24 protein-coding genes and 1 tRNA gene are annotated in these 24,368 nt (G+C 33.8%); 7 read left to right on the top strand and 18 right to left on the bottom strand.

Annotated elements, in window-relative coordinates:
- Positions 1-96: 96 nt before the first annotated feature.
- The 12 genes from CIT01_06355 to nifH all read right to left on the bottom strand — a co-directional run bounded on the left by CIT01_06355 (position 97) and on the right by nifH (position 11,904).
- On the bottom strand, positions 97-1,089 hold the full coding sequence (locus CIT01_06355; GenBank protein ID AXV37842.1) for a ferredoxin: 993 nt from the start codon (positions 1,087-1,089) through the stop codon (positions 97-99).
- A gap of 4 nt (positions 1,090-1,093) precedes the next feature.
- Positions 1,094-1,285, bottom strand: a complete 192-nt coding sequence (locus CIT01_06360) for a ferredoxin (protein AXV37843.1) — start codon at positions 1,283-1,285, stop codon at positions 1,094-1,096.
- Positions 1,286-1,566: 281 nt separating this feature from the next.
- Positions 1,567-3,534: a trimethylamine-N-oxide reductase gene (locus CIT01_06365; GenBank protein ID AXV37844.1), complete on the bottom strand. Its 1,968-nt coding sequence runs from the start codon at positions 3,532-3,534 to the stop codon at positions 1,567-1,569.
- Positions 3,535-3,659: 125 nt separating this feature from the next.
- The gene (locus tag CIT01_06370; GenBank protein AXV38747.1) at positions 3,660-3,881 is read right to left on the bottom strand and encodes a 4Fe-4S ferredoxin; all 222 of its coding nucleotides are present in this window, start codon (positions 3,879-3,881) and stop codon (positions 3,660-3,662) included.
- An 18-nt stretch (positions 3,882-3,899) separates the two neighbouring features.
- Entirely contained in the window at positions 3,900-4,220 is a 321-nt protein-coding gene (locus CIT01_06375) for a nitrogen fixation protein (protein ID AXV37845.1), read from the bottom strand.
- A gap of 78 nt (positions 4,221-4,298) precedes the next feature.
- Positions 4,299-5,723: a nitrogenase gene (locus CIT01_06380; protein AXV37846.1), complete on the bottom strand. Its 1,425-nt coding sequence runs from the start codon at positions 5,721-5,723 to the stop codon at positions 4,299-4,301.
- Entirely contained in the window at positions 5,723-7,117 is a 1,395-nt protein-coding gene (gene nifE, locus CIT01_06385) for a nitrogenase iron-molybdenum cofactor biosynthesis protein NifE (protein AXV37847.1), read from the bottom strand. The genes CIT01_06380 and nifE overlap by 1 nt, the downstream gene beginning before the upstream one ends.
- Positions 7,118-7,289: 172 nt before the next feature.
- Positions 7,290-8,678 (bottom strand): nitrogenase molybdenum-iron protein subunit beta, encoded by a 1,389-nt coding sequence (locus tag CIT01_06390; GenBank protein ID AXV37848.1) that lies wholly within the window; start codon positions 8,676-8,678, stop codon positions 7,290-7,292.
- Positions 8,675-10,147 carry a nitrogenase molybdenum-iron protein subunit alpha gene (locus CIT01_06395; GenBank protein ID AXV37849.1) on the bottom strand — a complete coding sequence of 491 codons (1,473 nt, stop codon included), beginning with the start codon at positions 10,145-10,147 and terminating at the stop codon, positions 8,675-8,677. The genes CIT01_06390 and CIT01_06395 overlap by 4 nt, the downstream gene beginning before the upstream one ends.
- A 118-nt stretch (positions 10,148-10,265) precedes the next feature.
- Positions 10,266-10,634 carry a nitrogen fixation protein NifHD gene (locus CIT01_06400; protein ID AXV37850.1) on the bottom strand — a complete coding sequence of 123 codons (369 nt, stop codon included), beginning with the start codon at positions 10,632-10,634 and terminating at the stop codon, positions 10,266-10,268.
- Between the two features lie 34 nt (positions 10,635-10,668).
- A complete protein-coding gene (locus CIT01_06405; GenBank protein AXV37851.1) occupies positions 10,669-10,986 on the bottom strand; it encodes a nitrogen fixation protein NifD in 318 nt (105 codons plus the stop codon).
- A gap of 90 nt (positions 10,987-11,076) precedes the next feature.
- Positions 11,077-11,904, bottom strand: a complete 828-nt coding sequence (gene nifH, locus CIT01_06410; GenBank protein AXV37852.1) for a nitrogenase iron protein — start codon at positions 11,902-11,904, stop codon at positions 11,077-11,079.
- Positions 11,905-12,219: 315 nt separating this feature from the next.
- Here nifH and tsaA point away from each other — a divergent pair, with 315 nt between their 5' ends.
- Positions 12,220-12,717: a tRNA (N6-threonylcarbamoyladenosine(37)-N6)-methyltransferase TrmO gene (gene tsaA / locus CIT01_06415; GenBank protein ID AXV37853.1), complete on the top strand. Its 498-nt coding sequence runs from the start codon at positions 12,220-12,222 to the stop codon at positions 12,715-12,717.
- A gap of 36 nt (positions 12,718-12,753) precedes the next feature.
- Here the strand turns inward: tsaA and CIT01_06420 are convergent, their stop codons facing one another.
- The 3 genes from CIT01_06420 to CIT01_06430 form a co-directional block, all read right to left on the bottom strand.
- Positions 12,754-14,460 (bottom strand): hypothetical protein, encoded by a 1,707-nt coding sequence (locus tag CIT01_06420; GenBank protein ID AXV37854.1) that lies wholly within the window; start codon positions 14,458-14,460, stop codon positions 12,754-12,756.
- Positions 14,461-14,552: 92 nt separating this feature from the next.
- Positions 14,553-15,881, bottom strand: coding sequence for a type I glutamate--ammonia ligase (glnA, locus tag CIT01_06425; protein ID AXV37855.1), 1,329 nt, complete (start codon positions 15,879-15,881; stop codon positions 14,553-14,555).
- Between the two features lie 280 nt (positions 15,882-16,161).
- Positions 16,162-16,923: a molybdopterin biosynthesis protein MoeB gene (locus tag CIT01_06430; GenBank protein ID AXV37856.1), complete on the bottom strand. Its 762-nt coding sequence runs from the start codon at positions 16,921-16,923 to the stop codon at positions 16,162-16,164.
- A gap of 167 nt (positions 16,924-17,090) precedes the next feature.
- Between CIT01_06430 and CIT01_06435 the strand changes: the two genes are divergently transcribed.
- The gene (locus CIT01_06435; protein ID AXV37857.1) at positions 17,091-17,726 is read left to right on the top strand and encodes a hypothetical protein; all 636 of its coding nucleotides are present in this window, start codon (positions 17,091-17,093) and stop codon (positions 17,724-17,726) included.
- Between the two features lie 121 nt (positions 17,727-17,847).
- On the opposite strand, the gene CIT01_06440 is transcribed toward CIT01_06435, so the two are convergent.
- Positions 17,848-17,956 (bottom strand) — tRNA-Met (locus tag CIT01_06440).
- Positions 17,957-18,135: 179 nt separating this feature from the next.
- Here CIT01_06440 and CIT01_06445 point away from each other — a divergent pair.
- Entirely contained in the window at positions 18,136-18,966 is an 831-nt protein-coding gene (locus CIT01_06445; GenBank protein ID AXV37858.1) for a hypothetical protein, read from the top strand.
- Here the strand turns inward: CIT01_06445 and CIT01_06450 are convergent.
- The gene (locus CIT01_06450; GenBank protein ID AXV38748.1) at positions 18,963-19,343 is read right to left on the bottom strand and encodes an inosine-5-monophosphate dehydrogenase; all 381 of its coding nucleotides are present in this window, start codon (positions 19,341-19,343) and stop codon (positions 18,963-18,965) included. The genes CIT01_06445 and CIT01_06450 overlap by 4 nt on opposite strands.
- 46 nt (positions 19,344-19,389) lie before the next feature.
- On the opposite strand from CIT01_06450, the gene thiC reads away from it, so the two are divergent.
- The 4 genes from thiC (at position 19,390) to CIT01_06470 (ending at position 23,597) form a co-directional block, all read left to right on the top strand.
- Positions 19,390-20,664 carry a phosphomethylpyrimidine synthase gene (gene thiC, locus CIT01_06455; GenBank protein ID AXV37859.1) on the top strand — a complete coding sequence of 425 codons (1,275 nt, stop codon included), beginning with the start codon at positions 19,390-19,392 and terminating at the stop codon, positions 20,662-20,664.
- Between the two features lie 150 nt (positions 20,665-20,814).
- Positions 20,815-21,093 carry an NrdH-redoxin gene (locus CIT01_06460; GenBank protein ID AXV37860.1) on the top strand — a complete coding sequence of 93 codons (279 nt, stop codon included), beginning with the start codon at positions 20,815-20,817 and terminating at the stop codon, positions 21,091-21,093.
- Positions 21,090-21,596 (top strand): ferredoxin:glutaredoxin reductase, encoded by a 507-nt coding sequence (locus CIT01_06465; GenBank protein AXV37861.1) that lies wholly within the window; start codon positions 21,090-21,092, stop codon positions 21,594-21,596. Before CIT01_06460 ends, CIT01_06465 begins: the two co-directional genes overlap by 4 nt.
- A gap of 213 nt (positions 21,597-21,809) precedes the next feature.
- Positions 21,810-23,597, top strand: a complete 1,788-nt coding sequence (locus tag CIT01_06470) for a hypothetical protein (protein AXV37862.1) — start codon at positions 21,810-21,812, stop codon at positions 23,595-23,597.
- A gap of 73 nt (positions 23,598-23,670) precedes the next feature.
- Here the strand turns inward: CIT01_06470 and CIT01_06475 are convergent, their stop codons facing one another.
- Entirely contained in the window at positions 23,671-24,228 is a 558-nt protein-coding gene (locus CIT01_06475; GenBank protein ID AXV37863.1) for a hypothetical protein, read from the bottom strand.
- Between the last annotated feature and the right edge of the window lie 140 nt (positions 24,229-24,368).

Genomic DNA, 24,368 nt, shown 5'->3' on the forward strand with positions numbered 1-24,368 from the left:
CTACTTTTTTAATAAACTTTTTAAGAAAGTAAAAAATTAATAAATAGAATATTATAAAGTCTTTTAGGAAGAAAATACAGGTATTTTTGCATGAATTTACTCTACCAGTCCTGAAAGTATTCTTTGCCAGGATTTCGAGCGTATATTCTCTAAGTTCATTTTATATCTATTTATTATAATTCCATTTTGAGGACAGGCTTTTGCACAAGCTCCACATAGAACACAAACCTTAGAATTTACTACAGATTTATTATCCTCAATTTTGATGGCATTGCATGGGCAAACATCTTCACATGCATGGCATGTTTCACCTTTACATTCAAAATCTTCTTGAAAAACGATTTCACCTTCAAATGGTTTTGTAATTTCTGCAGCGTCAACTGGACATACTTCTTGACACCATCCACAATTTATACATGAATACTCACTTAAAATGATATTTCCAGTAATTTCTGTATCTTTAGGATCCAAATCCTGTTCACCATATGAACATATCCTACAAACTGCTTTAATTGCATCTGCGGGACATATACGTTTACATATCAGACAGTAAACACATTTATTTTCATCTACTTTAATATCTGATATCTGTTTCTGATCTCTTTTTGTTGTTATGGCCTCAGCAGGGCACATTTCCTCACAAATACCACAACTAATACATTTTTCATCCTCAATACTAATTTCGCCAGTTACAAGATCTTTTCTTTGGGGTAATGTTCGGGCAACATTTATTGCATCTCTTGGACAAGCTATTTCACATGCTCCACAATATATGCATGTATCATCATCGATACTGGAGTTATGGGTCCATTTAGGATATTCTTCCATATATTTGATGTTTTTATCGTTAATTGCAAATTCTAATGCACTAAAAGGACATGCTGATGCACACAAACCACATAAAGCACAATCATCTTCATTGATATTGATGTAATCCATTTTTAAAAGTCCTCTTGCTATGGGCAAGATAGGATTTAATTTTATGGCAGTTGTGGGACATATATCTGAACATATTCCACAGCCTACACAGTTCTCAGTTAAATAATTAAGAGAACGTATTTGGTCTCCATTTCTTTCAACAGTACTCATCTAATCATTCCTTACTTATGGCTTGATTGGGACAATTTTGGATGCATAAATCGCAATCATCACAATTTTCTGGGAAAAAAACTATTTCGTCGTTTTCCTCTTTTAATGCCCCTTTTTCACATAGTTTAATACATAGGCCTTCGCCAGGGCAATTTGATATTTTACCACATTTTTCATCATCAATTATTATAGACATTATTAATCACCACGATCTGAATCTGCTTACATATCGATAGTTATTAACTATTTATATACTTTTTCATCTAGTTAAAAAGGAAGATTCATGCTTAAATTTTGTTTAATAAAAGTTTATTATTAGAAATAACAGATTTAACTTGGTTTCAATATTAATACAGAATGTAAAAATCAAATTTTTATTATAAACGCCTTCAAAATACTTTTATAGAAAATTAAAATGTTTTATTTTATTTTAGTTTAATTGAGTTATACGTACCCAAAACTGATTTATTATTATTTTTATTTACGGTGATTATCCAATTTTTTAAGGCGGACCTGAGTATCATAATAGGCAGTTCCATCTCCAATTTCACTAATCAAGTCCTCTGTTAGAACGTTCACGCATTTATTATGCTTCAACCATCCGCCTTTATACGCGAGAACATAATCATTTCGCACATGGTAATTCGCATTTACTTTAACCATAAGGCACCCCACAGGAGATTCTAATAATGCAGGGCTTCCATCAACCAGATTTTCTCGTTCTAAAATGTCTGGATTAACTTGGATTTCTAAAAATTCTTTCACTAACTCATTTTTGGGAACCACAGACCCTACATGTTCTTCACTTGCAGTGGAAAGGAATTTAAGGGGAAAATCCTTTTTTAAATGATCATAGGTACAATTTGTATCTGACAAATCTTCAATAAATTCAAAAAGTCCCGATTTCGTATCAAATTTTCTATCGTTAAATGGAATTTTGGATGTTGATTTCATTTTTTGAGGGGCATTCATCATAGCATTAAAACTTATGCCCTGTTTTAATATAGGGGTGGCAATTTTTTTAAGCCATTTTCTGGGAGTACCCGCCATTTCATCCCCAAAACCTAACCTCTGAGCCAGTAACTGGAAAATTTCAAATTCGGATTTCGTTTCGCCTTGAGGTGGCAACACCTGATTTATAGGGGATATCCAGTTATGTCCATAACTTCCAATGAGATTTTCTTCTTCTAAAAAACTTGTAGAAGGAAGAAACAAGTCTGCAGTATCAGCAGTATCATTTAAGAAGTGATCAATCATTATAATAAAATCCACACTTTCAAAAGCTTTTTTAACCTTTAAAGAATTAGGATTTAGATTAACAGGATTTCCAGAAGCTAAAAAGATTAGTTTTATAGGGGGGTTGTTAGTTTTAAGTATGGCTTCACCAATCTGGGGCATGGATATCTTCCGTTGATTTTTATTTAATTCCTCCTTTTCCAGATTGAAGTCAAAATATTCATATTCCTCGAAACCCTGACTAACTCCACCTCCGGAAACACCAATATTCCCAGTTACTGCGGCCAGTGCATCAATCATACGAAAAGCAAGGTGGCCCCTCAAGTAACGGTGAAGTCCCCAACCAGTGATAATACTAGAAGGATGTTCTTGAGCATAAATCAATGTTATTTTTTTTAATTTTTCTATATCTACATCGCATTTACCAGATAGTTCTTCGAGAGAATATTGTTCCAGAATTCGTTTATAGGAATTGAAATTTTTAGTATAATTTTTTATAAACTGGCCATCTTCAAGATTATTTTTCAAAACTATTTTTACAAGGGCCATAGCTAAATAATGATCAGATCCTGGGGCGGGCTGGATAAATATGTCAGATTGATTAGCAGTTTTTGTTTTGACCGGGTCTATTACAGCAATTTTTACTCCATTTTTCTGGGCTTTTTTTAAGATTTTCCACAAATGCACGTCAGTTACAGCAGGATTTCTGCCCCATACAATTATAAATTTACTGTTGAGGTGATCAAGTGGATCATGGGATAATTTACCACCAAAATCCATTTCCATGGCAGCATGACCTATGCCTCCACATATTGTACCATAAGTAGTTGTAACTCCACCTAATAAATTAAAAAATCTTTTGTTCATGGCTTGAAGAGCGGTACGTGCACCAAAACCTTGATAATAAAGTATGGCTTGACTGCCATATTCTTCAATCACTTTGGAAATCTTTTCAGAAGCAATATTCAGTGCTTGATTCCAAGTAATCTGTTTCCATTTTCCTTTTTCTTTTAAAAGGGGGTGGAGAATCCGATAAGGACTATAAAAATAATTTTTAAGATAATTTGAAGTATTTTTACATAAAAATCCATCTGTAACCTCATGGGCAGGATTTCCACGTAATTTAACAACTTTATGGTCCTTTACGTAGGCTATAATGCTGCATGCGCCGGGACAGTCTCTAGTACACGCTGTAACAACTTTTTTCAAAAATTACCCTCATACAATTTTTAAGAAATAATACAGTTTAATGGATATAAATTAATTTAGATAAATTTAATAATATTCAACTCATCATCAAAGAAAAAAATTTTGCAAAGGGGTTTTTTATGGTCCTAATTAATTGTGTATTTATTTTTTTCAAGGGTTATAGCAGCATTAGGACAGATTTCTAAACATTTAACACATAATTTACAGTAATCTGGTGATTTTATTGATATTACACTATCTTTTATTGTAAAAACGTTTGTGGGACAGATAAATGCACATGCCCCACATTTTGAACCTTCACATTTTTCTTTATCCAATTTTATATTCACCAGTATATTAGTTACCATTATTTCGCCCATTCTCCTTTAACTCAATAAATGTCTAGAACACTCTTTTACCGCCTCTTTAACTTCACAATCAAGTTGTATTGGTTTAATTCCTAATTTTCGAAGTTCTATACTTGGTTCATTCCCAATTTTCCTGCAGAGAACTGCTTTACAATCGTTTATCAAATCAATGGATGATAACCAACGTTCTTGATGATCATTTAATTGTAATGGTGTTTTTTCTCTTATTTCATGAAATTCAACTTCACCTTCTTCAATTTTAAATATTAAAAAACGGTTAGTATCTCCAAAATGTGAATCTACAAACTTACCCTCAGTTGATGCTACTGCTATTTTCAATTAAGTCTCTCCTTTAATTATTTACTAATCATTTACAGAATTTTCAGTTTTTGCAATGGTTTCAGGATAAATCAATTATTAAACTTTCATTCCTTCTTTTTCTTTTTCACATATTTCATATCCAGATTCATCATAGTAGAAATCAAGTATCATATTGGTTAAACGATCCACTGTTTGAAGTCCTCCTTCATAACCAACGCAACATATGCGCTGTGCTCCCAAACGATCAAATATGGGAAAACCTGCTCTGTAAAGAGGAATATTTTCTTCACTCGCAATACGTGCCCCATAAGCATTTCCAATCAGTACATCAGCACCATATTTTTTGATTTCTGCATGCAGATCTTCTAAATCGAAACCAGACAATATACGGGTTTTAATACCTCTCGAAGCAGTTATATTTTTAATTTCCTCTACGAAGCGGGGGCTATTAACTCCAGTAGAAACTACAGTAGGGTGCATTCCCATTTCACTTGTTATCTGGGTCATTCCAGACACAAAATCTGGTTCTCCAAATATCGCTACCCTGCGCTGATAATTATAAGATTCAGAATCAATCATAGCATCTATAAGGCGGCCACGTTCTTTTTCAAGATTTTTAGGAACTTCAACTTCTGCTAAAGAGCAGAGAGATGTAACAAACTGGTCAGTATAATTAACTCCTATGGGAATAGGTCCAGAAACCGACGGAACGTCAAATTTCTTTTCCAGTAAAGACCCTGCAGAATCAGCATGTCTGGAGAGAGTTATGGTTCCTCTGGAATTTGCAGAATCTACAACTTCATCTACACTAGTTCCTTGTGTATATAAACCAAGAGAAGATTCTCCAAAGGGAGCATCAAGATTCTCTGAATAATCAGTTAATATTATTGATCCAATTTTCAGTTCTAAAAGGATTCTTTTAACTTCTCTTACATCTGCTGGTGATAAAATTCCAGGTACAATATTGATTTTGTGATTTGCATTCTGGGGAGATGCCAACTTTTCTACTAAAGACTTTATAGCTTGGTCATATCCTTCTACATGGGAACCAGCATAGGATGGTGTGGAAATAGGCACCATACATGGAAGTTCTTTTTCAATATTTGAGTCTCTAAATTTCCCCACTATCATATTCATATCATCACCAATAGTTTCTGTAAGGCAACTAGAAACGATTCCAATTAGATCGGGGTGTTGTTTTTCACTGATATTTTTTAGAGCTTTCATGAGGTTGTATTCGCCACCATAAATAACAGTTTTCTCACTCATTGAGGTGGATGCCACTTCCATTGGTTCTCGAAAATGTCTTGTCAGCTGAAAACGCATGTAAGTACTACAACCCTGGGATCCATGAATCAGGGGCATGGTATTTCTCATCCCTAAAATGGCATATATGGCACCCATGGGTTGACACATGCGGGAAGGATTAACTACAGAGAAAATTTTTTCTCTTTTTCCTGATAAATCGTCAGGAATTACGTGGCCATGTTTACAAGATTCAGCCAATATTTTATCGTTCATTAGGCAATCTCCTTTGAATTTTTACTATTTTCATGTGGTGATGTTAGTCTGGTTTCAGATAGATCCCATACTCTACTAGATACTGATGCATCTACTTCTTTGGTAAAGTTAATAAATCCTTTAAATCCCGCAAATGCAGATATTCTATCATGATTAAAGTCACAGAAGGGTATTCCCAATTTTAGTGATATATACTTTTCTTTTGCTCCAGAAATTAGCAGATCAGGTCGATATTTCTTCAGCAACCGGGTTAATTCTACAGTGTTGGCATCATCCACAATGACTGTTCCCTCTCGAACAGCATCTTTAATCCGTTCATAATCTTCTCTCATACCATTTTTTGTTCCAGACATGATTACATCCATTCCTAACTCTTCAAAAGCCCTTACCAGTGACCAAGCTTTATTCCCTCCTACATAAAGGGCCACAGTTTTTCCTGCAAGCCTCTCTTTATATTCTTCAATAGCAGAATTAACTCCCTGCAGGCCAGATTCAATAATACCTTCTGCTGTTTTTATCATCTCTGGATCTCCAAAGAAGTCAGCAACTAATCTTAAAGAAGTTATGGTTTGTTCTATTCCAAAGAAATTCACTTTCAAACTGGGTGTTCCATATTTTTTCTCCAGTTTTTTGGCCAGGTAGTTTGATGACTTCTGGCACTGTACAATATTAAGTTTTGCCTGATGTGCTTTGGCAATATCATCCACTACTGAATCTCCAGAGATGGTACTAATAATATTGACTCCCATACTTTCAAAAAGAGGTTTTATTCCCCAAAGATCTCCAGCTACATTAAATTCTCCCACAATGTTAATATCATATTTACCAGTATTTTCAGGTTCTTTAGTACCTATGACATGATCTAAAAGAGCATCACATCCGATCCAGTGCCCTTTAGTTTTATTATGATCTTTAAAACCTTCTGATTGTACTGGAATTACTCGGCAACCTGTAATTTCTCCAGCTTTTTTGCATACACTATTAATGTCATCTCCTATAACTCCTGCCACACAGGTAGCATATACAAATATAGCTCCGGGATGGTAGAGCCGATCTAGTTCAAGTATAGTTTCGTAGAGTTTTTTTTCACCACCAAAAACAATGTCTTTTTCACGAAGATCAGTGGAACATCCTTTTCGGTATAAGTCATATTCGGAAGATTTACTTCCTCTTATGTCCCAAGTGTGTGCAGCGCATCCAATTGGGCCGTGTACTAAATGTATGGAATCTGTGATGGGCATGAGTACAATTCGAGCCCCACCAAAAACACATGTTCTTTGAGTAACAGTTCCAGGTAAACTGGCTTTATCACAATTTGGAATTGATAATTCTCCACTCTCCTTGATACATATATGGCTTTTACGTGATTTAAAGGTTTCAATTACGGGTTCCATTCATATAACCTCTTAGATACTAATTTTAAATTCAAATATGTAATTTTGAATCCATATTCAAAATTTATTATTTTTCCTCCATTTATCTGTAAATTTTTAAATAAAGCTTAATCATCAATCAATAACTTTTAAAAAAATAAAAAAAAGTTATATTTTTGTTTAAAAGATTTTTTCATTGCTGTAACTTCCAGTGAGTTACAGGTTCATAGATTTTTTCCAGCACAGTATTGGTTAAGAGATTAATGAGGTTTAATCCTCCGTTATAACCAATGATTGGATTTCTATGATAACCTACCCGATCAAACACAGGAAACCCAAATCTGACCAGGGGGATATCCAGGTATCTGGCAATTAAACGTCCATCAGAATTTCCCATCATCACTTCCACGGGATTTTCCTGTAAATATACCTCCAGTGCCCGTAAATCCTGGCCAACCATTACATCTATACTGGATCCAATTTCACGTGATACTGTTTTCATTTCATTTACAAATTCTTCACTTTTTGCACCAGTACACACTACAGAAGGTTCCATACCTAGTTCACCTACAAATCGGGCAATTCCTGCAGTCATACACGGATCTCCATAGATGGCAACCTTTCTTCCAGCCAGATATCTGGAAGATAAATCAGCCATTGCATCTATGAGTATTCCTCGCTCGTCTAAAAGTTCTTCAGGTATTTTTACCCCTGTTAAATTTTTCAGAGAACGTAAAAACTCATCAGTGTTTCGAATACCTACAGGAAACGGTCCAATAGATGATTTAACACCATACTTTTTTTCCAGAGTTTCTCCACCGGATGATGCATAATGGCATAATGATATAGTGGCAGTACTGTTAGCAGAATCTGCAATTTCTTCTACTGAAGTACCTCCTTTAGGATAATATGGGAGCATTTCAGCTTTTGATGGTCGAAGTGGAGAATCAAAAGGATCTGATGTATCAGTTAATATAATTGCTTCCAGATTCATCATTCCTAAAATGTGTTTAATTTCTCTAATATCTCCAGGATTCACCATGCCCGGTACTACATTGATTTTTTCATTTGTTTCACCAGGCTGGGCTAGGTGAGTTACCAGAGCATTTAGCGCATTATCATAACCTTTAAGATGGGTTTCCACGAAACTGGGTGTACTAATGGGAATTATGTTAATTTTTTTTGATTTTTCTTCCCCTAATTGTTCTGTAAGCTGTTGTTGGGCAGTTTTAATAAAGCCAATTACATCGTCTCCAATTATTTCACTGGAACATGTGGTGATTACTCCTATCAATTCTGGTTTGAACCTCAAAGCCAGATTTATAATACCTTCAATAAGGTTTTTTCTTCCACCAAAAACTGCTGCATCTTCGTGAAGTGAAGTAACTGCTATTTCGGAAGGTTCACGAAAATGTTTGGACAGACTATATCTTACAAAGGTGGAACAACCCTGGGAGCCGTGAACCAGAGGAATACCTTTACGTATTCCTGTAACGGCAAACATGGCTCCTAAGGGCTGGCAAGTTTTTAGGGGGTTAATGGTTACAGTTCTTTCTTTTTCCATTACATTTATATCGCTCATTTACTTTCCTCCTCTGCTGCCTTTTTTACGTTTTCTGTAATGGAATCATTAAATTGGGGATTAGGATTTTCTTCAAACTCTATCAAATCCCAGACAGGATTATATACATAATTATACATGTCTTTGGCTAAATTTACAAATCCTTCAAATCCAATGTATGGGCCGTTTTCATAGGAGTGAATCATTATAGAGGGAACTCCCAGTTTATGTACCAAATATTTTTCTTTAATTCCGCCAAGTATCAGGTCGGGTTTGTATTGTTCTATAATTTCTTCCAGTTCCAGAGAGTTTGGGTCGTCTATGATCAACGTTCCTTCTTTCACCCGATCTTTCATCTTCTCATAACCATCTTTATGTTCAAAAAGGGATGAAACAGCTACTGTGTCCATTCCTAACTCTTTTTCTAGAGGTTTTGACAAATGCCAACTTTTAGGTCCTCCCGAAAAAATGAAGACTTTTTTGCCTTGGAGTTTTTCTTTGTAAAATTCCAATTCATCTTTTACTTTAGCCATTCTATCGGCGATTACCTTTTCAGCTTCTTCTTCTAATCCAAAAAATTTTCCTATAGCTCTAAGATTTTCAGAAGCGTACTCTGTACTGAAAAAGTCCACATTCATGTAAGGAACATTATATTTTTCTTCAATCAATTCTGCGATATAGGTAGCTGAACGCTGACACCTCACCAGGGAGAGTTTAGCACGATGCATCCAGCATATTTCGTCGTGACAACAATCTCCAGTGAATGTAGAAAGTACATTGATTCCCATTTCTTCTAAATAAGATTTAAGAAGCCATAAATCACCGTCGATATTGTATTCTCCAATTAAATTAACGTCGTAAGGTGTAGTTGCCGGAGGTTCTTTAGTTCCGACCAGATTTTCAAAGAGAGTATAATTTCCTACATGATGACCTTTAGATTGAGTTGGCCCGGAAAATCCTGGTGCATTAAATGCTAAAACTGTTTTATCCAATTCTTCACTCAATTCTTTTACTACAGCATCCATATCATCTCCTATTAATCCAGTAGTACATGTAGAATATGTATATATTGCATTTGCTTCAGGAAATTCTTTTGCAGCCTCCAATATAGATTGTTTTAATTTTTTTACCCCTCCAAACACTACATCTGATTCTTGTAGATCTGTACCCAATATATAACGAAGGTTAAAATCAGGTATTGGAAATTTTTCTCCATTAGGAAGATCCGGTGTAGTGGGATATCTCTTAGCACCATAACCATAAGATGTACATCCAATTGGGGAATGTACAACATGTACAACGTCTTTAATAGCACCAGTTATAACTCCTTTTACTCCTGCAAAGGCGCAACCCCGCTCAGTCATGGAACCGGGGATAGTTTTACTGTTACAGTGAGGGAGATCCTCTTTAGGATCTGAGCAGTGCTTAACATAGATGTGTTTTTTCCTTTCTGGAATCTCTTTGGACACATCAAAAAGCTTGTAAGGCATATATTTTCTCCTTTATTTTCAAATTAATTATATTTTTATGATCATTATTTGTTTAATCGATTTTTATCTGTTTTTAATTAGTTTAACTTCATTTTTATACTTTTTTTATTTAATTAATTTATACCAGTGCTTTTTGGCCTCTTTCTTCAGTTCTCACACGAATAGCCTCATCCAGAGGGCATACAAATATTTTTCCATCGCCAATCTTTCCAGTACAATTAATTTTCATAATGGTTTCCACTACCAGATTGAAGTCTTCATCTGGTACTACAAGGGTAATCATTCTTTTGGGTATGTATCTCATAGATCCTTCTTCTTCCAGAAGTTCTGTTTTTTCTATATCAAAACTGACCTCTTGAATGATTGCTTTTTGCTTTCCTCGTCCCATGACTCGCTGAGCTGTCATGGCGGGGAATCCTAGTGAATCCAGGACTTCTTTGGTTTTTATCATCATTTTTGGTCTTATAATGGCAATAATTTCTTTCATAAGCTCAACTTTCCTTATAATAAATATATAGGATTTATAATCCTTTACTTCTTGTTCTTACAGTATAAGACTCATCTACAGGACTTATAAATACTTTACCATCTCCAAAATTTCCAGTATATGCTTTTTCATTTATTATACTGACGATTTTCTCAGTTTGATCTTCATCTGCCACCAGCATTAGCATGGTTTTTGGAATTTCATCATAGTAGATGTTATCTAAATGGATACCTTTCTGTTTACCTCTTCCAATAACGTTCATTTTTGTTAAAGCTACGAATCCTTCATCTGCCAGTGAATCTACTACTTGTTCAGTCATATCTGGTCTTATAATTGCTCTTATCATCTTCATTTTTTAACTCCAATATTAACGTTTAATCAATTTTTTGTAATTTTCTAATTCTATCAAACTTTTTAAGTGATTAAAAACGGGTTGGGATACTTAATCCATCATACCGTATTTGACTACCAATTCTTCCATTTCTTCCATGGTCATGGGAGTAGGGATTACAAAATTTTTATTGTTAATAATTTTATCAGCTAATGTCTTGTATTCTAAGGCCTGATTACATGTATCATCAAATTCTATCACTGATTTTTTATTGAACTCTGCCTTTTGTACGATATTATCTCTTGGAACAAAGTAAATCATCTGTGTTCCAATTTTTTCGCAGAATTCTTCCAGTAATTCATGTTCACCATCTACCTTACGGCTGTTACATATTATTCCGCCTAATCTAACTCCGCTTTGTTCTGCATATTTTACCATACCTTTACAGATATTATTAGCAGCGTATAGTGCCATCATTTCTCCTGAAGCTACTATATATATTTCTTCTGCTTTACCGTCTCTTACAGGCATGGCAAATCCACCACATACAACGTCACCTAGTACATCAAAGAAAACGAAATCCAGATTGTCTTCGTAAACTCCGTACATTTCCATGAGAGTTATGGCTGTAATAACACCTCTTCCTGCGCATCCTACACCTGGTTCTGGACCACCGGATTCTACACATTTTATTCCTTTGTAACCGGTTTCAATCACATTTTCAGGGGTACAAGCTTCTTCACCTTCCTCTCTTAAGGTGTCCATCATGGTGGTTTGCATAGTTCCACCAAGAATCAGTCTTGTACTATCTGCTTTAGGATCACAACCATGTATCATAACGTTTTTATCGTGAAAATGAGCCATTGCGGCTGCGGTGTTCTGTTGGGTTGTGGATTTTCCGATTCCGCCCTTTCCATAAATTGCTATTTTTCTAACCATTTTCAATTCCTTCTGTTTTTCAAAATTATCTCACCGGAATAAGGAAACATACTTCCGACAATAAGTAATTGATCAATTTCTTATTTAAACTTTTCCTTATTGAACACCAAAAACTAATATTTATGAAAAATTTACAGATGTTCTAGTACAAATCTGAACATTATCTAATTTTTCAATTTAATCAAAAATGAACTAAAAATATAAAAAGAAAATATTTATACTATTTAAAGTTCCACATGTCTTTGATTGCTTAACGATATAATTTTTTTGTTAAAAAAAATTGTAAATATATCATATTAAATAGAGGTATTAACTATGGATATTATAAATTACAAACCAATAGGAATCATTTATTCTCCATTCAAAGATCTTAAAGGCATGCCTATACAACCTGTAGGGGCTAAAGGAATAAAAGGAGAAATCGTAATAGAAGAAGAATTTACGGATGGATTAAAAGATTTAGATGGATTTTCACATATAATTCTAATTTATCATTTGCATATGTGTCGTTCACATTCTTTAACGGTTAAACCATTTTTAGATACTGTTGAAAGAGGAATTTTTGCTACTAGAGCTCCAAAACGTCCTAATCCACTTGGAATTTCAGTCGTAAAGTTAGATAAAGTTGAAGGTAATAAAATCTACATATCCAATGTGGATATTTTAGATGGTACTCCACTTCTCGATATAAAACCGTATATTCCTCACTTTGATAGAAGTGAAGATGAAGAAGTATGTGTAGGTTGGTTTGAAGATAAACATCACGAAGCTTCTAATAAAAAATCTGATGGACGTTTCCTTGATTCCGACTAAATTTCCATCTAAAATCTAACTTTTTTATTATTTTAATTAAAATTCTTCCATTTCTTTAAGATTCATCATAGCTGCAACTGATTTAACTTCAACAGGTATATTGCTCTCTTTTAATGCAGCTATCGGATTTAATCCGCCAGGCACAACTATACCTGCGTGATATCTTTCTACTTTAGCATTAAAAACTAGTTCACTTGGATCTCCAACTTTCAATATGGAAAAACCACATTTTTCTATTTTATCAAGTAGTTCGAGGGCGTGTGGGCGTGCAAGATATGGGATCTGTTTAATGCTTGATAATATTCTACCATAATTTTTAATGGAATCTAAAACAGAAGTCATACCCTTTGATATATATATTTCATGGGCATCAAGGGATGATCCACTGTAAGCGGTCAATTCAACAAAACGAGGACCTTTTTCTTCCATTTCAAGAATTCCACCGTATCTTGGAACTGATTGTATTCCGTTTTTAATTAAAATTCCATCTATAGTTAAACTACACACTGTTGCAATACCTGATATTTTTGGATCCTGTGGATGAGGTGATATTTTATAATATTTAGTTGTAGCATATTCTGGCCTAAGTTTCAAAACTCTATTCATTATTTCTAATGATTCATCAAGGTCATTGTTGTCTATATACGATATATTTGTTATTACATTACCTTCAAGAGATTCTACATCCAAATCAACATTGTATATGAGGTTCCAGGCTTTAGAAAGTATAAATTTAACTTTTGCGGAAGATTCAGGCCCCGCAGTCTTTATGACAGGTTTAACATTTGTTATGCTTTTCATTTCTTTGAAATCGACAATATTTTCAGCTAATTTAATATTTACTTCGCATCCTGCTTCATTAGCTGCATTTAAAGGAGCTATACCTCCTATGATTGCTATTCCTATCATATCATCTTCTACGGGAACGCCAAGCACAGATTCTCCATTTTCTCCTATCTTTAAAAGGCCAGATATTCCAATTTTTCCAAGTTTTTGGAATAATTCTTTTGCTTTTTCCCGGGCAGAGCTTGGAATTATCCTGAAGTTGGCAGGTATTACTCCTGTTCCTTCTTCAACAACTTGAAGTACCGAAGTCATATCTTTAGCAGTAAAAGCTTCCAGCGGAGTCATTGATGTCTTTTTGTATGCAATCAGTTCTGTAAAACGCGTTGGAATGTTATCTTCAATACTTACAAGACCCCCATACTGGGGAATTACAGGGATTCCCTCGTTTAAGAGCATACCGTCAACTGTTGTTCCACATACTGTTTCTAGCTTTACTTCGCGTTTTCCCGATGTTTCAGAATGATTATCTATAATTTTTACATAAGGACTAACAGCAATACCACTTTTAAACACTTTTTTAAGTATATCCATTACTTTTTTGTTATAAATAAAACTTGAGGTGTTAACCACAACTTTCCCAGCACCTTCAACAGGATTTAGAGTGGTTTTATACATCATTCCTTCAAATTTAGAAAAAACAAAATCAACTTGATCGTATATTAAACCTTTTTCTAATTCTCTAAGACCTCTTTCAGTTATACGTCGCCCAGAATACCCTATACGTTCTGTAAATCCTTTTTCGTCCAGAATTCGCATGTGATATCTTACAGCTCTTTCCCCAATAGTGTAACCTTTGTTTTTAAGGCCGTTAGCTATTGTTTTTGCTCCGAGAACATCTTCACTATCTGAGAGTATCCTTAAAATTTCCATCATTTTACGATCAGTTTCATTTGGCATCTAGTCACCGATTGAATTATGATCTAATATTCTGTTTACTCTAATAAATAGTTTAAAATAAAAAATTAATATAAAAAAAAGAAATTGGGATTTTATATGGTCAAGTATCGGTCTAATTCATACTGGAATACTTGTATTCTGTAGTCATCCCATTCTTCTCTCTTCAAATCCATGAATTGATCGTATATGTGGTCTCCCAATGAGGATTTAACTATATCATCCTTTTCCAGAGCATGATATGCTTCCCATAAGCTGGAAGGTAATGTTTCGATTCCCATACCAGCAACTTCGTTTGAATTTAAGTCAAATACATCAATTTCTGTTGGATCTCCAGGATGGACTTTATTTTTAATACCGTCCATACCTGCTTCGAGCATGGCTGCGAATGCAAGGTAAGGGTTACATGATGGGTCAGGACATCTGAATTCAACTCTAGTTCCGTTACCTCTGGAGGCAGGGACTCTTACTAGAGTAGATCTGTTTCTTAAACCATATGCTATGTATACTGGAGCTTCGTATCCAGGAACTAGTCTTTTGTATGAGTTTACTGATGGTGCAACTACAGCGGATAATGCTTTGGAGTGTTTTAGAAGTCCTCCTACAAAGTATAATGCTTCTTCTGATAATTGGTTTTCTGTGTCTGGGTCAAAGAAAATGTTCTTACCGTCTTTGAATAAACTCTGGTGGCAGTGCATTCCACTACCATTTACTCCAAAGAATGGTTTTGGCATAAAGGTTACCATATATCCAAGTTTAGCTACAATGGCTTTTATGGCTTGTTTAAATGTTATAACTGCATCAGCAGTTTTCATTGCATTATCAAATTTAAAGTCTATTTCATGCTGACCAGGACCTACTTCGTGGTGACTTACTTCTATATCAAATTTAAGTTCTTCTAATCCTAAAACCAGTTCTCTTCTAACGTCAGTTCCTTGATCTACAGGTTCAACATCAAAATAAACACCTGAATCATGAGGTACAATGTTGCCTTCTTCATCTTCACCTATAATGAAAAATTCTGGTTCTGGTCCAACATTGTATTCATAACCTTTTTTCTCAGCTTTAGCTAAAGCTTTTTTTAATATATACCGGGGGTCTCCTTCAAACGGAGTTCCATCAGGCCAGTAAATATCACATATAAACCGACAAACACCTTTTTCTTCTGGTCTCCAAGGTAATGTGGAGAAAGTGTCTGGGTCTGGTTTGATTACGAGATCACTATTATTTATATCTACAAAACCTTCAATGGACGAACCGTCGAATAATAGCCCATCTTTTATTATATCTTCTATATCTTCTGATTTAACCAGGGGAACAGCCATGTTTTTTGGAGTTCCGTGTATATCCACAAATTGCAGCCTTACAAATTTAGTACCGCATTTTTCTATATTTTCAATTACTTGTCCGATTTTATCTGGCAATTATTATACCTCCATGAAAATTAATGCCGGAAACAAGTTTCCTTTTTCTTATATATAAATGTTTTGACATATAAAGTTTTTTTTTCAATTGGTTCATTTTATGTCATTTTTTTGATTTAATTTTTAGATAGTACTATTTTTCTTTGGATTAAAAATAAATTCAAAAAAAATCTTTTTTTATTTAAAACTTCTTTTAACCTTAATAATGTCCTTGATTGCAAATAAAAAGAATATCAAGCTTTTTTATCAATTTTTAAGAAAAATAATTCTTCTTATTTTTTTATTTATCTCCATGGTTAATCATAGAGAATGGTTCTTCTCTTAATAGATCAAAATTTAGAACTTTAGGAGCAAAAACAGGCTTACCTCTCCCCGTAATTAATTTTAAAGACTCAAAAGCCTGTAAACATCCAACGATGTTAGGAACAGATGCAATAACTGGTGGAACATCTTTATTTAATTTTTCAACTTCTGAAACCACATTTGCATCTAAATCTTTATTTGAAGAGGGCAATTTAAATGTTTCCTCATAATTTGGAGTTTCACTGGTAAAAGTGGTGATCTGACCCATCGTTCCATGTATTGCTCCATGAATGAAGGGAATGTCTAAATCTAAGGCAGATCTACTTACTATAATCCTGCTAATAAGATTATCCAGAGCATCTATGATAATATCACTATTTTTAATGATTTCCTCTACGTTTCCATCATTTAATTCGGTTTCAACAGCCTCTAAATTTATAAAAGGGTTTATGGATTTGGCAATTTCCTCTGTAATTTTAATCTTAGATTTACCTACAGTGTAAAAACTACTCATAATTTGTCGATTTATATTTGAAACATCAAAAGAATCTTTGTCCACTATTCTAAGATTACCTATTCCCATTCGACAGAGCATTTCAATAGCAGCTCCACCAATACCTCCGCATCCAATAACTGTTACACGAGATTTTTTTAATTTTAGCTGGTCTTTTTTGGTTAATATACCCATTTGTCTGCTGATCATTTCCCAGTAAGCCATTCCCTCATATCTTTTAGGCATATATTCACCTGAACTAGTTATATTTAAATTTCGGTTAATAAAATATGTTTTTTCAAAGATGATATCCTAGTTTAACTTAAGTAAATTTTACTTAATCTATGTATTATTCCTCATTCAGTTAGTTCTATCTAAATCAATATATTTTATTATAGCTAATAATATATTTCATGAAAAATTGGGATAATATTTACAAGAAAAATGGTATGGTTCAAGTAGAGCCTTCACCTTATGTAATTGATGCAATCAACTTCTTTAAAGATGAAAATTTGGTAAAGATATTGGATTTAGGTTGTGGAACCGGCCGGCACGTATTTTGCTTGAAATACCATGGATTTAAAGTTTGGGGCTGCGACAAATCTGATCATGCTTTGGATATAGCCTCTGAAGATACTCCTGAAGCTCAATTATCTCAGTGTGATTTTAAATCGTTGCCCTATCCAGACGAATTTTTTGATGGTGTCATATCTCATGGCGTTATTCATCATGCCAGAATCAACGAAATAAAAAAGGCCATATCAGAGATTCATAGGGTTTTAAACATGGATGGGCTTGTTTATATTCTTGTACCTTCGGTAGAACATGAAGAATTTCCCACAGGAAATTCAATAGAGAAAAATACTAAAATTTACATTGATGCAATTGATGGAGATTTACCACACCATTATTTCACTAAAAATGAGTTGGAAGAATTTTTCAGTGATTTTGAAGTAATTAAACTGGAACACGTGGTTTATAAAAGTGAAAAGAATCCTGCTAAAACCGCGGCAGGTTTTGTTTTATATGCTAAAAAGGTGGAAAGTTGAGTAAAATTTTTAATAAAAACAGATCATAATTGAATAATTTTTAATCAGAGATAAATAATATAACTGAAGTTTAAATGGGAAATGTTTTAGTAATTATTTATAGAAAGAATTAATACTTGAGTGCCGGGGGCGGGATTCGAACCCGCGGCCTCACGGTATCCCAGATAAAAGTCAGAGCACTGCTTAATACCCTATGAGCCGTGCGCTCTAACCAGCTGAGCCACCCCGGCATGGCTTATATGCTGTTATATCTCATACAATTTAAACTTTTCTATAGTTATAATTAGTTTCGTTATTTTCAAATAAATTTATCTGTAGCTTAATAATAATGGTTAAGTGTCTGCCTTATATTTTAAAGTGATTGCTGTTGTTTACTAAATATATTTAAATTAAATTTGAGGGTGTTTAATTGGATGAACACGTAATAGAAGCTTTGGGAAAGTCTAAGATCGTGATAAGAGACGGTAAAATAGTGAAAATTGGAGATCCACAAATTCATTACTGTCCTCTATTTGAAAAATACAGGGGAATCAAAAAATTAACTCCTACTACAATTGAAGAAAATATTAAATTTAGAATTGAAGATTTTGGAATGTGCACTCCCCATAGAATCTTAAAAATGAAGGATTTCCTTTCATTTGGAATATCCGAAACTTTAAGTACTCTGCTAGAGGATAAAATAATTGAATGTGCAGTTATTGTCTGTGAAGGTGCAGGAACAGTTATAATAAATGATCCAGAACTGGTTCAGGGTATTGGTGGCAGAATATCTGGATTTACATCCACTTCTCCTATCCAAAAAATTATAGATGAGATAGGAAGAGACAATGTTCTTCTACCGGAAGAGGCAGAGATTGATCAAGTTGAAGGTGTTCTCAAGGCCATAGATTTAGGTTATGAAAAGATAGCAGTTACCATTACTTCAGCAAAACATGCTAAAAAAATTCGAGAAATTGAAAAACAGTATGGTGATGTAAATATTTACATTTTTGCAGTCCATACCACGGGAATATCTGAAGAAGATGCAGACGGTCTCTTTAGATATTGTGATGTTATAACTGCATGTGCTTCTAAATCTTTAAGAAAAATCGCAGATAAAGATAAAGTATTCAGTGTAGGGGCTTCAATACCTATATATGGTGTTAGCAAGGATGGTAAAGACTTTTTAAAAAGAAGAATTAAAAAGATCGGAGGTTTAAGGGAAAAAAAGGATGCTAAAATCCCCGACCCCTTGATCTAATCCAGATAATCTGCAAATGCTTTTATTATGGTACTTTGGGTTATTAATCCTACTAAATTCCCATTTTCCACCACAGGAATTCTTTGAAAACCAGTGTTGGCCATAATCTTTGCGATTTCACCAATTGGGGTGTTTTTGTTCACTACAATAAGTTCTTTACTCATCAGATCCTCAACTTTAAGCCCAAGGGCTTCACTTCCTGCGAGTAAAACATCGCGATGTGTTAAAAGGCCAACAAGCTTTTTTTGGCCCACTATGGGGACAGCTCCGATGTTACAACGCACCATTTTTAATTTAGCAGCAGCAACCAGGTCATCTGGTGAGCTTACATGAATATCTGTAATCATCACGTCCTGGGCAACTAGTTTCTTAATCATAGACATATTTGTAATTAAAGTCATATATTAACATGAGGGATAAAAATTGACTCAAATGGATTCAGCAATTAAAGGTAAAATAACCAGAGAAATGCAAGTTATTGCAGAAAAAGAAAATATTGACGTTCATAAAATTATTAAAAGAGTAGCTAAAGGTCATATTGCCATACCAAAGAATATAAAAAGAGATACAATTCCATTAGGTGTGGGAAAGGGATTAACAACCAAAATAAATGCTAATTTAGGATCTTCCTCAGAATTAGAAGATATTAAACTTGAAGTGGAGAAGGCAAAAATTGCTGTGGATTATGGTGTAGATACCATAATGGATTTGAGCACTGGATATGACTTTAAAAATGTCAGAAAACAAGTTATGGACGCGGTAGACGTTCCTATAGGAACAGTTCCTATTTATGAGGCGGGTGTTGTTGCTTCCGAAAAAAAAGGAGCAGTAATCCATATGGACGAAGACGACATGTTTCAGGCTATTATAAATCAGGCCAAGGAAGGTGTTGACTTCATGACAGTGCACTGTGGAATTACCTGTGAGACTGTTGAAAAATTAAAAAGATCCAATCGTCTTATGGGAATTGTAAGCCGAGGCGGGGCATTTTTAACTGCGTGGATTATGCACAATGGTGAAGAAAATCCATTATATAAAAATTATGACTATTTACTGGAAATAGCACATGAATATGATGTTACTCTGAGTTTAGGTGATGGCATGAGGCCGGGTTGTCTTAATGATGCTTCAGATATTCCTCAAATTCAAGAACTTCTGATTTTAGGTGACCTTGTTCAAAGAGCCCGAGATCATGGTGTTCAAACCATGGTAGAAGGACCAGGACACATGCCCTTAGATCAGATAAAATCCAACATGGAAATACAGAAAACTGTGTGTAAAAATGCTCCTTTCTATGTATTGGGCCCCATAGTAACTGACATGGCTCCAGGATATGATCATATAACTTCTGCTATTGGCGGTGCCATTGCTGCCAGTTCAGGGGCTGATTTTTTATGTTATGTAACGCCTTCTGAGCATCTGGCAATACCTGATGTGGAAGCAGTTAAAGAAGGGGTAATAGCATCTAAAATTGCTGCTCAAGCAGCAGATGTTTCATTAGGGCTTAAAAATGCATGGGATAATGAACTAAACATGTCTAAGGCTCGAAAAAATTTTGACTGGGAAAAACAATTTGAACTGGCTTTTGATCACCAAAAACCAAAAGAATATCGTAAAAGAAAATTAGTTAAAACTGATGACATGTGTACTATGTGCGGAGAATTCTGTGCATTGAGATTGGTTAGAAACGATTTTTAAATGCCGGATAAGTAAATACCAGTTATAATTTTATTATATTTTTCCTGAATTTTCTTTATCTTTTTGAAATTTACTATTTTTCCTATTAAAATAAAATAATATATAGCAAGATCACCATAAAATACTATTAGAGTTTATGGGGGAAAATGAATGAAATTGGTTCATGTAAAAGGTTTTAAAAAAGGTGATGTTATTCTTTTTGCTTTGAGTACTTGTGGATGGTGTAAGAAGACTCGGGAACTTCTCGAAGATATTGGGGTGGATTATAGCTATGTTTATGTTGATCTTCTGGAAGGAAGTGAAAGAAAAGAGGCCTTGAACCACTTAAAAAGGTGGAACCCACAACTTTCTTTACCTACATTGATCCTTAACCAGGAGAGAATCATAATTGGATTTGATAAAGAAAGCATATTGGGGGCTCTAGCGTGAACGAAGAGGTTAACGAGGAAGAAGTTGACCATTATTACCATAAAATTAAAGATAATGCCGAAAAATATGGATATCACCTGAATCCCGATGTTGAATTTACTAAAGATCTAATAAAGAGCATATTAATAAATAAAAACAGATATGGCTATGGTGCATGTCCCTGTCGATTGGCATCTGGTAAGAGAGAAGAAGATTTAGATATAATCTGTCCCTGTGATTACCGGGACCCGGATCTTAATGAGTTTGATGCTTGTTATTGTGGTTTATATGTGTCTGGCCCAATACTTAAAGAGGAAAAAGAATTAATTCCTATACCAGAGCGAAGGCCTACCTGGGAAGAACGACAAAAAAATAAAATTGAAACTAAAGATCTATCAAAACAAACATTATCCCTACCTGTGTGGAGATGTAGAGTTTGTGGATACTTATGTGCCCGTGATGAACCCCCAGAAATATGTCCTATATGTAAGGTAGGAAAAGAACGATTTGAACGATTTATGTAATTTATAAGTTATATACATAAATTTTCTTTTAAATATGATAAGTTTTTTTACAAAATTTATCCAATATCATCAAATTAATCGTCCTATATATTTAGTAGTAATTAAGATTTAATTAATTAAAAGTTTGCAATGGATTTGGTGCTTCAAAATTAATTCAAGATTATTTATCCATTTATTATAGTTTATAGCAATTTGAAATTGCGGAATTATTAAATTTTAAATTTCATCATATTGGTGGTTAAAATCAAATTTGAAATACTCACCGATTACTTGGAAAAACTTGAAAACACAAGCTCTCAAACAGCCATGATAAATATTCTTTCTGAAATATTTCAGGAATCGGGAAAAGAAGAAATTGATAAAATCTGTTATTTGATTTTGGGCCAAATTGGCCCTGGCTATGAGGACATAAAGTTGGGAATGGATGAAAAAATGATACAGGCTGCGATTGCCATTGCAGCCAATATAGATAAAGAATCTGTGGCATCGGAAACAAATAATTTAGGTGATATTGGAATTGTAGCCACTAAGTTCATTGACATATCAAAAAATAAATTTAAAAAATTTTTTTATTTTAAAGGGGATTTGTCTGTAGATGACATTTACAAAGCGTTTAAGAAAATTGCAAAGGTAAGTGGAACCGGATCTTACGAAATAAAAAAGAAAACCTTAGCTTCAATGTTAATTGAAGCAGATGACTTGGGTAAAAAATTTATAGCTCGATTGGCCAATGGAAAAATGAGACTTGGTGTGGGGGATATGACCATATTATATGGTCTTTCTGTATCGGTTTTTGGAACAAAGGATAAAAAAGATGAGTTGGAACATGCATACAATGTTAGTTCAGATATAGGGTATGTTGGTAAAATTTTATTTGAAAAAGGTATAGATGGTGTTAATAATATTAATATTACATTAAATAGGCCTATAAAAGCCATGTTAGCCCAAAGAATATCTGATTTTTCACAAATTAAGGTTAAAATTAATTCTGAAAATATTGCAGCAGAAGAAAAATATGATGGAGAGAGAATTCAAGCTCATAAAGAAGGGGATAATGTAAAATTATTCTCCAGAAGATTGAACAATGTTACCAAACAATTTCCCGATGTGGTAAAAAAAATTAAGAAGCATATAAATGTAAAAAATATAATTTTAGATGGTGAAATTGTTGCTTATAATTTTGAAGATAAAAAATTTTATCCTTTCCAAAAATTAATGCAACGAAAACGAAAATATAAAATTAAAGAATACAGGAGAAAGATTCCAGTCAAATATATAGTTTTTGATGTTCTGTATGTGAATAATGAATCCTTTCTAAGAAAAAGTTATCCAGAAAGACGAAAGAAATTAGAAAATATATTAGAATCTTCAAAATATATTAATTTGGCTAAAAGGGTGGTAAGTTCAAATTTAGATATTATTGACGGTTTTTTCCAGGATTGTATTGATAGAAACCTGGAAGGAATTGTCTGTAAATCATGTGCCAATGATTCCTATTATCATGCCGGGGCACGTGAATGGTCTTGGATTAAATGGAAAAAAGAGTATATAACTAATTTAACTGATACTTTAGATTTAGTAATAGTTGGAGCATTTCCTGGTAGGGGCAGAAGAAGTGGAACCTATGGGGCGCTTCTATGTGCAGTTTACAATCATGAAAAGGACGTATTTGAAACTGTAACTAAAATTGGCACGGGATTTTCTGACCAACAGTTAGAACAACTCCCATCAAAATTGGAAGGAGTTTTAACTGATAAAAAACCAGCAAGACTGGAATTAAGTAAAAAAATGGACATTGACTATTATTTAATACCTGAATATGTGATTGAGACATTGGGATCTGAAATAACTAAAAGCCCAATACACACTTGTAATTGGAATGAAGAAGAAGAAAGGGGTATGGCTTTAAGATTTCCACGGTTTGTTCGGTGGAGGGAAGAAAAAGCCCCAGAACAGGCCACCACTTCTGAAGAAATTTTACAAATGTATAGAGAACAATAAAATTTTCTCATCAAAATTTGTTAATGATTCGTAAATATTAAAGCTTTAAAGTAAATTTAATATGGTATTATGTTCATAACACTGATGCTCTATTTTGCATTTTTTCAAGTTTTATCATATCTTCTTTGAGTTTTGGGAGTAAAGCACGATTATATAATACTGCCGCAGGATGAAACATTGCCATGTACTTTTGCCCATTTGATTCATAGATATTTCCATGAATCTTATTGATATTTTTTTTACCAATAATTGCGAATATGGAGCTATTTCCAAGAAGACCAATGATTTCAGGATTAATTAATTCTATCTGCTTTTTCAAAAAAATATCTATACACGTGGAATACTCTAATTTTCTCGGTTTCCTATTATCTTGAGGCCTACATTTTACTATAGACGTTATATAAATATTGGAACGATTTAGATCGGCTTCTTGTATGATACTGCTTAATATTTTTCCAGCACTTCCTACAAATGGTCTTCCTGTAATATCTTCATTTTTTCCTGGTGCTTCTCCGATTAACATTATATTTGCATTGGAAGGTCCTTCACCAAAAACCACATTTGTTCTATTTTTTTGTAAAGGACATTCATTACAATTACTTGCTTTTTTACATAGCTTTTTAAGTTGCATATTATCGTTAACCAGTTTAATGAATGTTTAGTCAGATTATGACTAAACTATTTTTATTCTTTTTCAGGATTTACATAAATTATTTCTTTAACTTTTAAATTAATATGGGGTAATACGACCTTATATATTATTTAAATTAT

It is taken from the genome of Methanobacterium sp. BRmetb2, from assembly GCA_003491285.1.
In the GTDB taxonomy this organism is placed as follows: Archaea; Methanobacteriota; Methanobacteria; order Methanobacteriales; family Methanobacteriaceae; genus UBA117.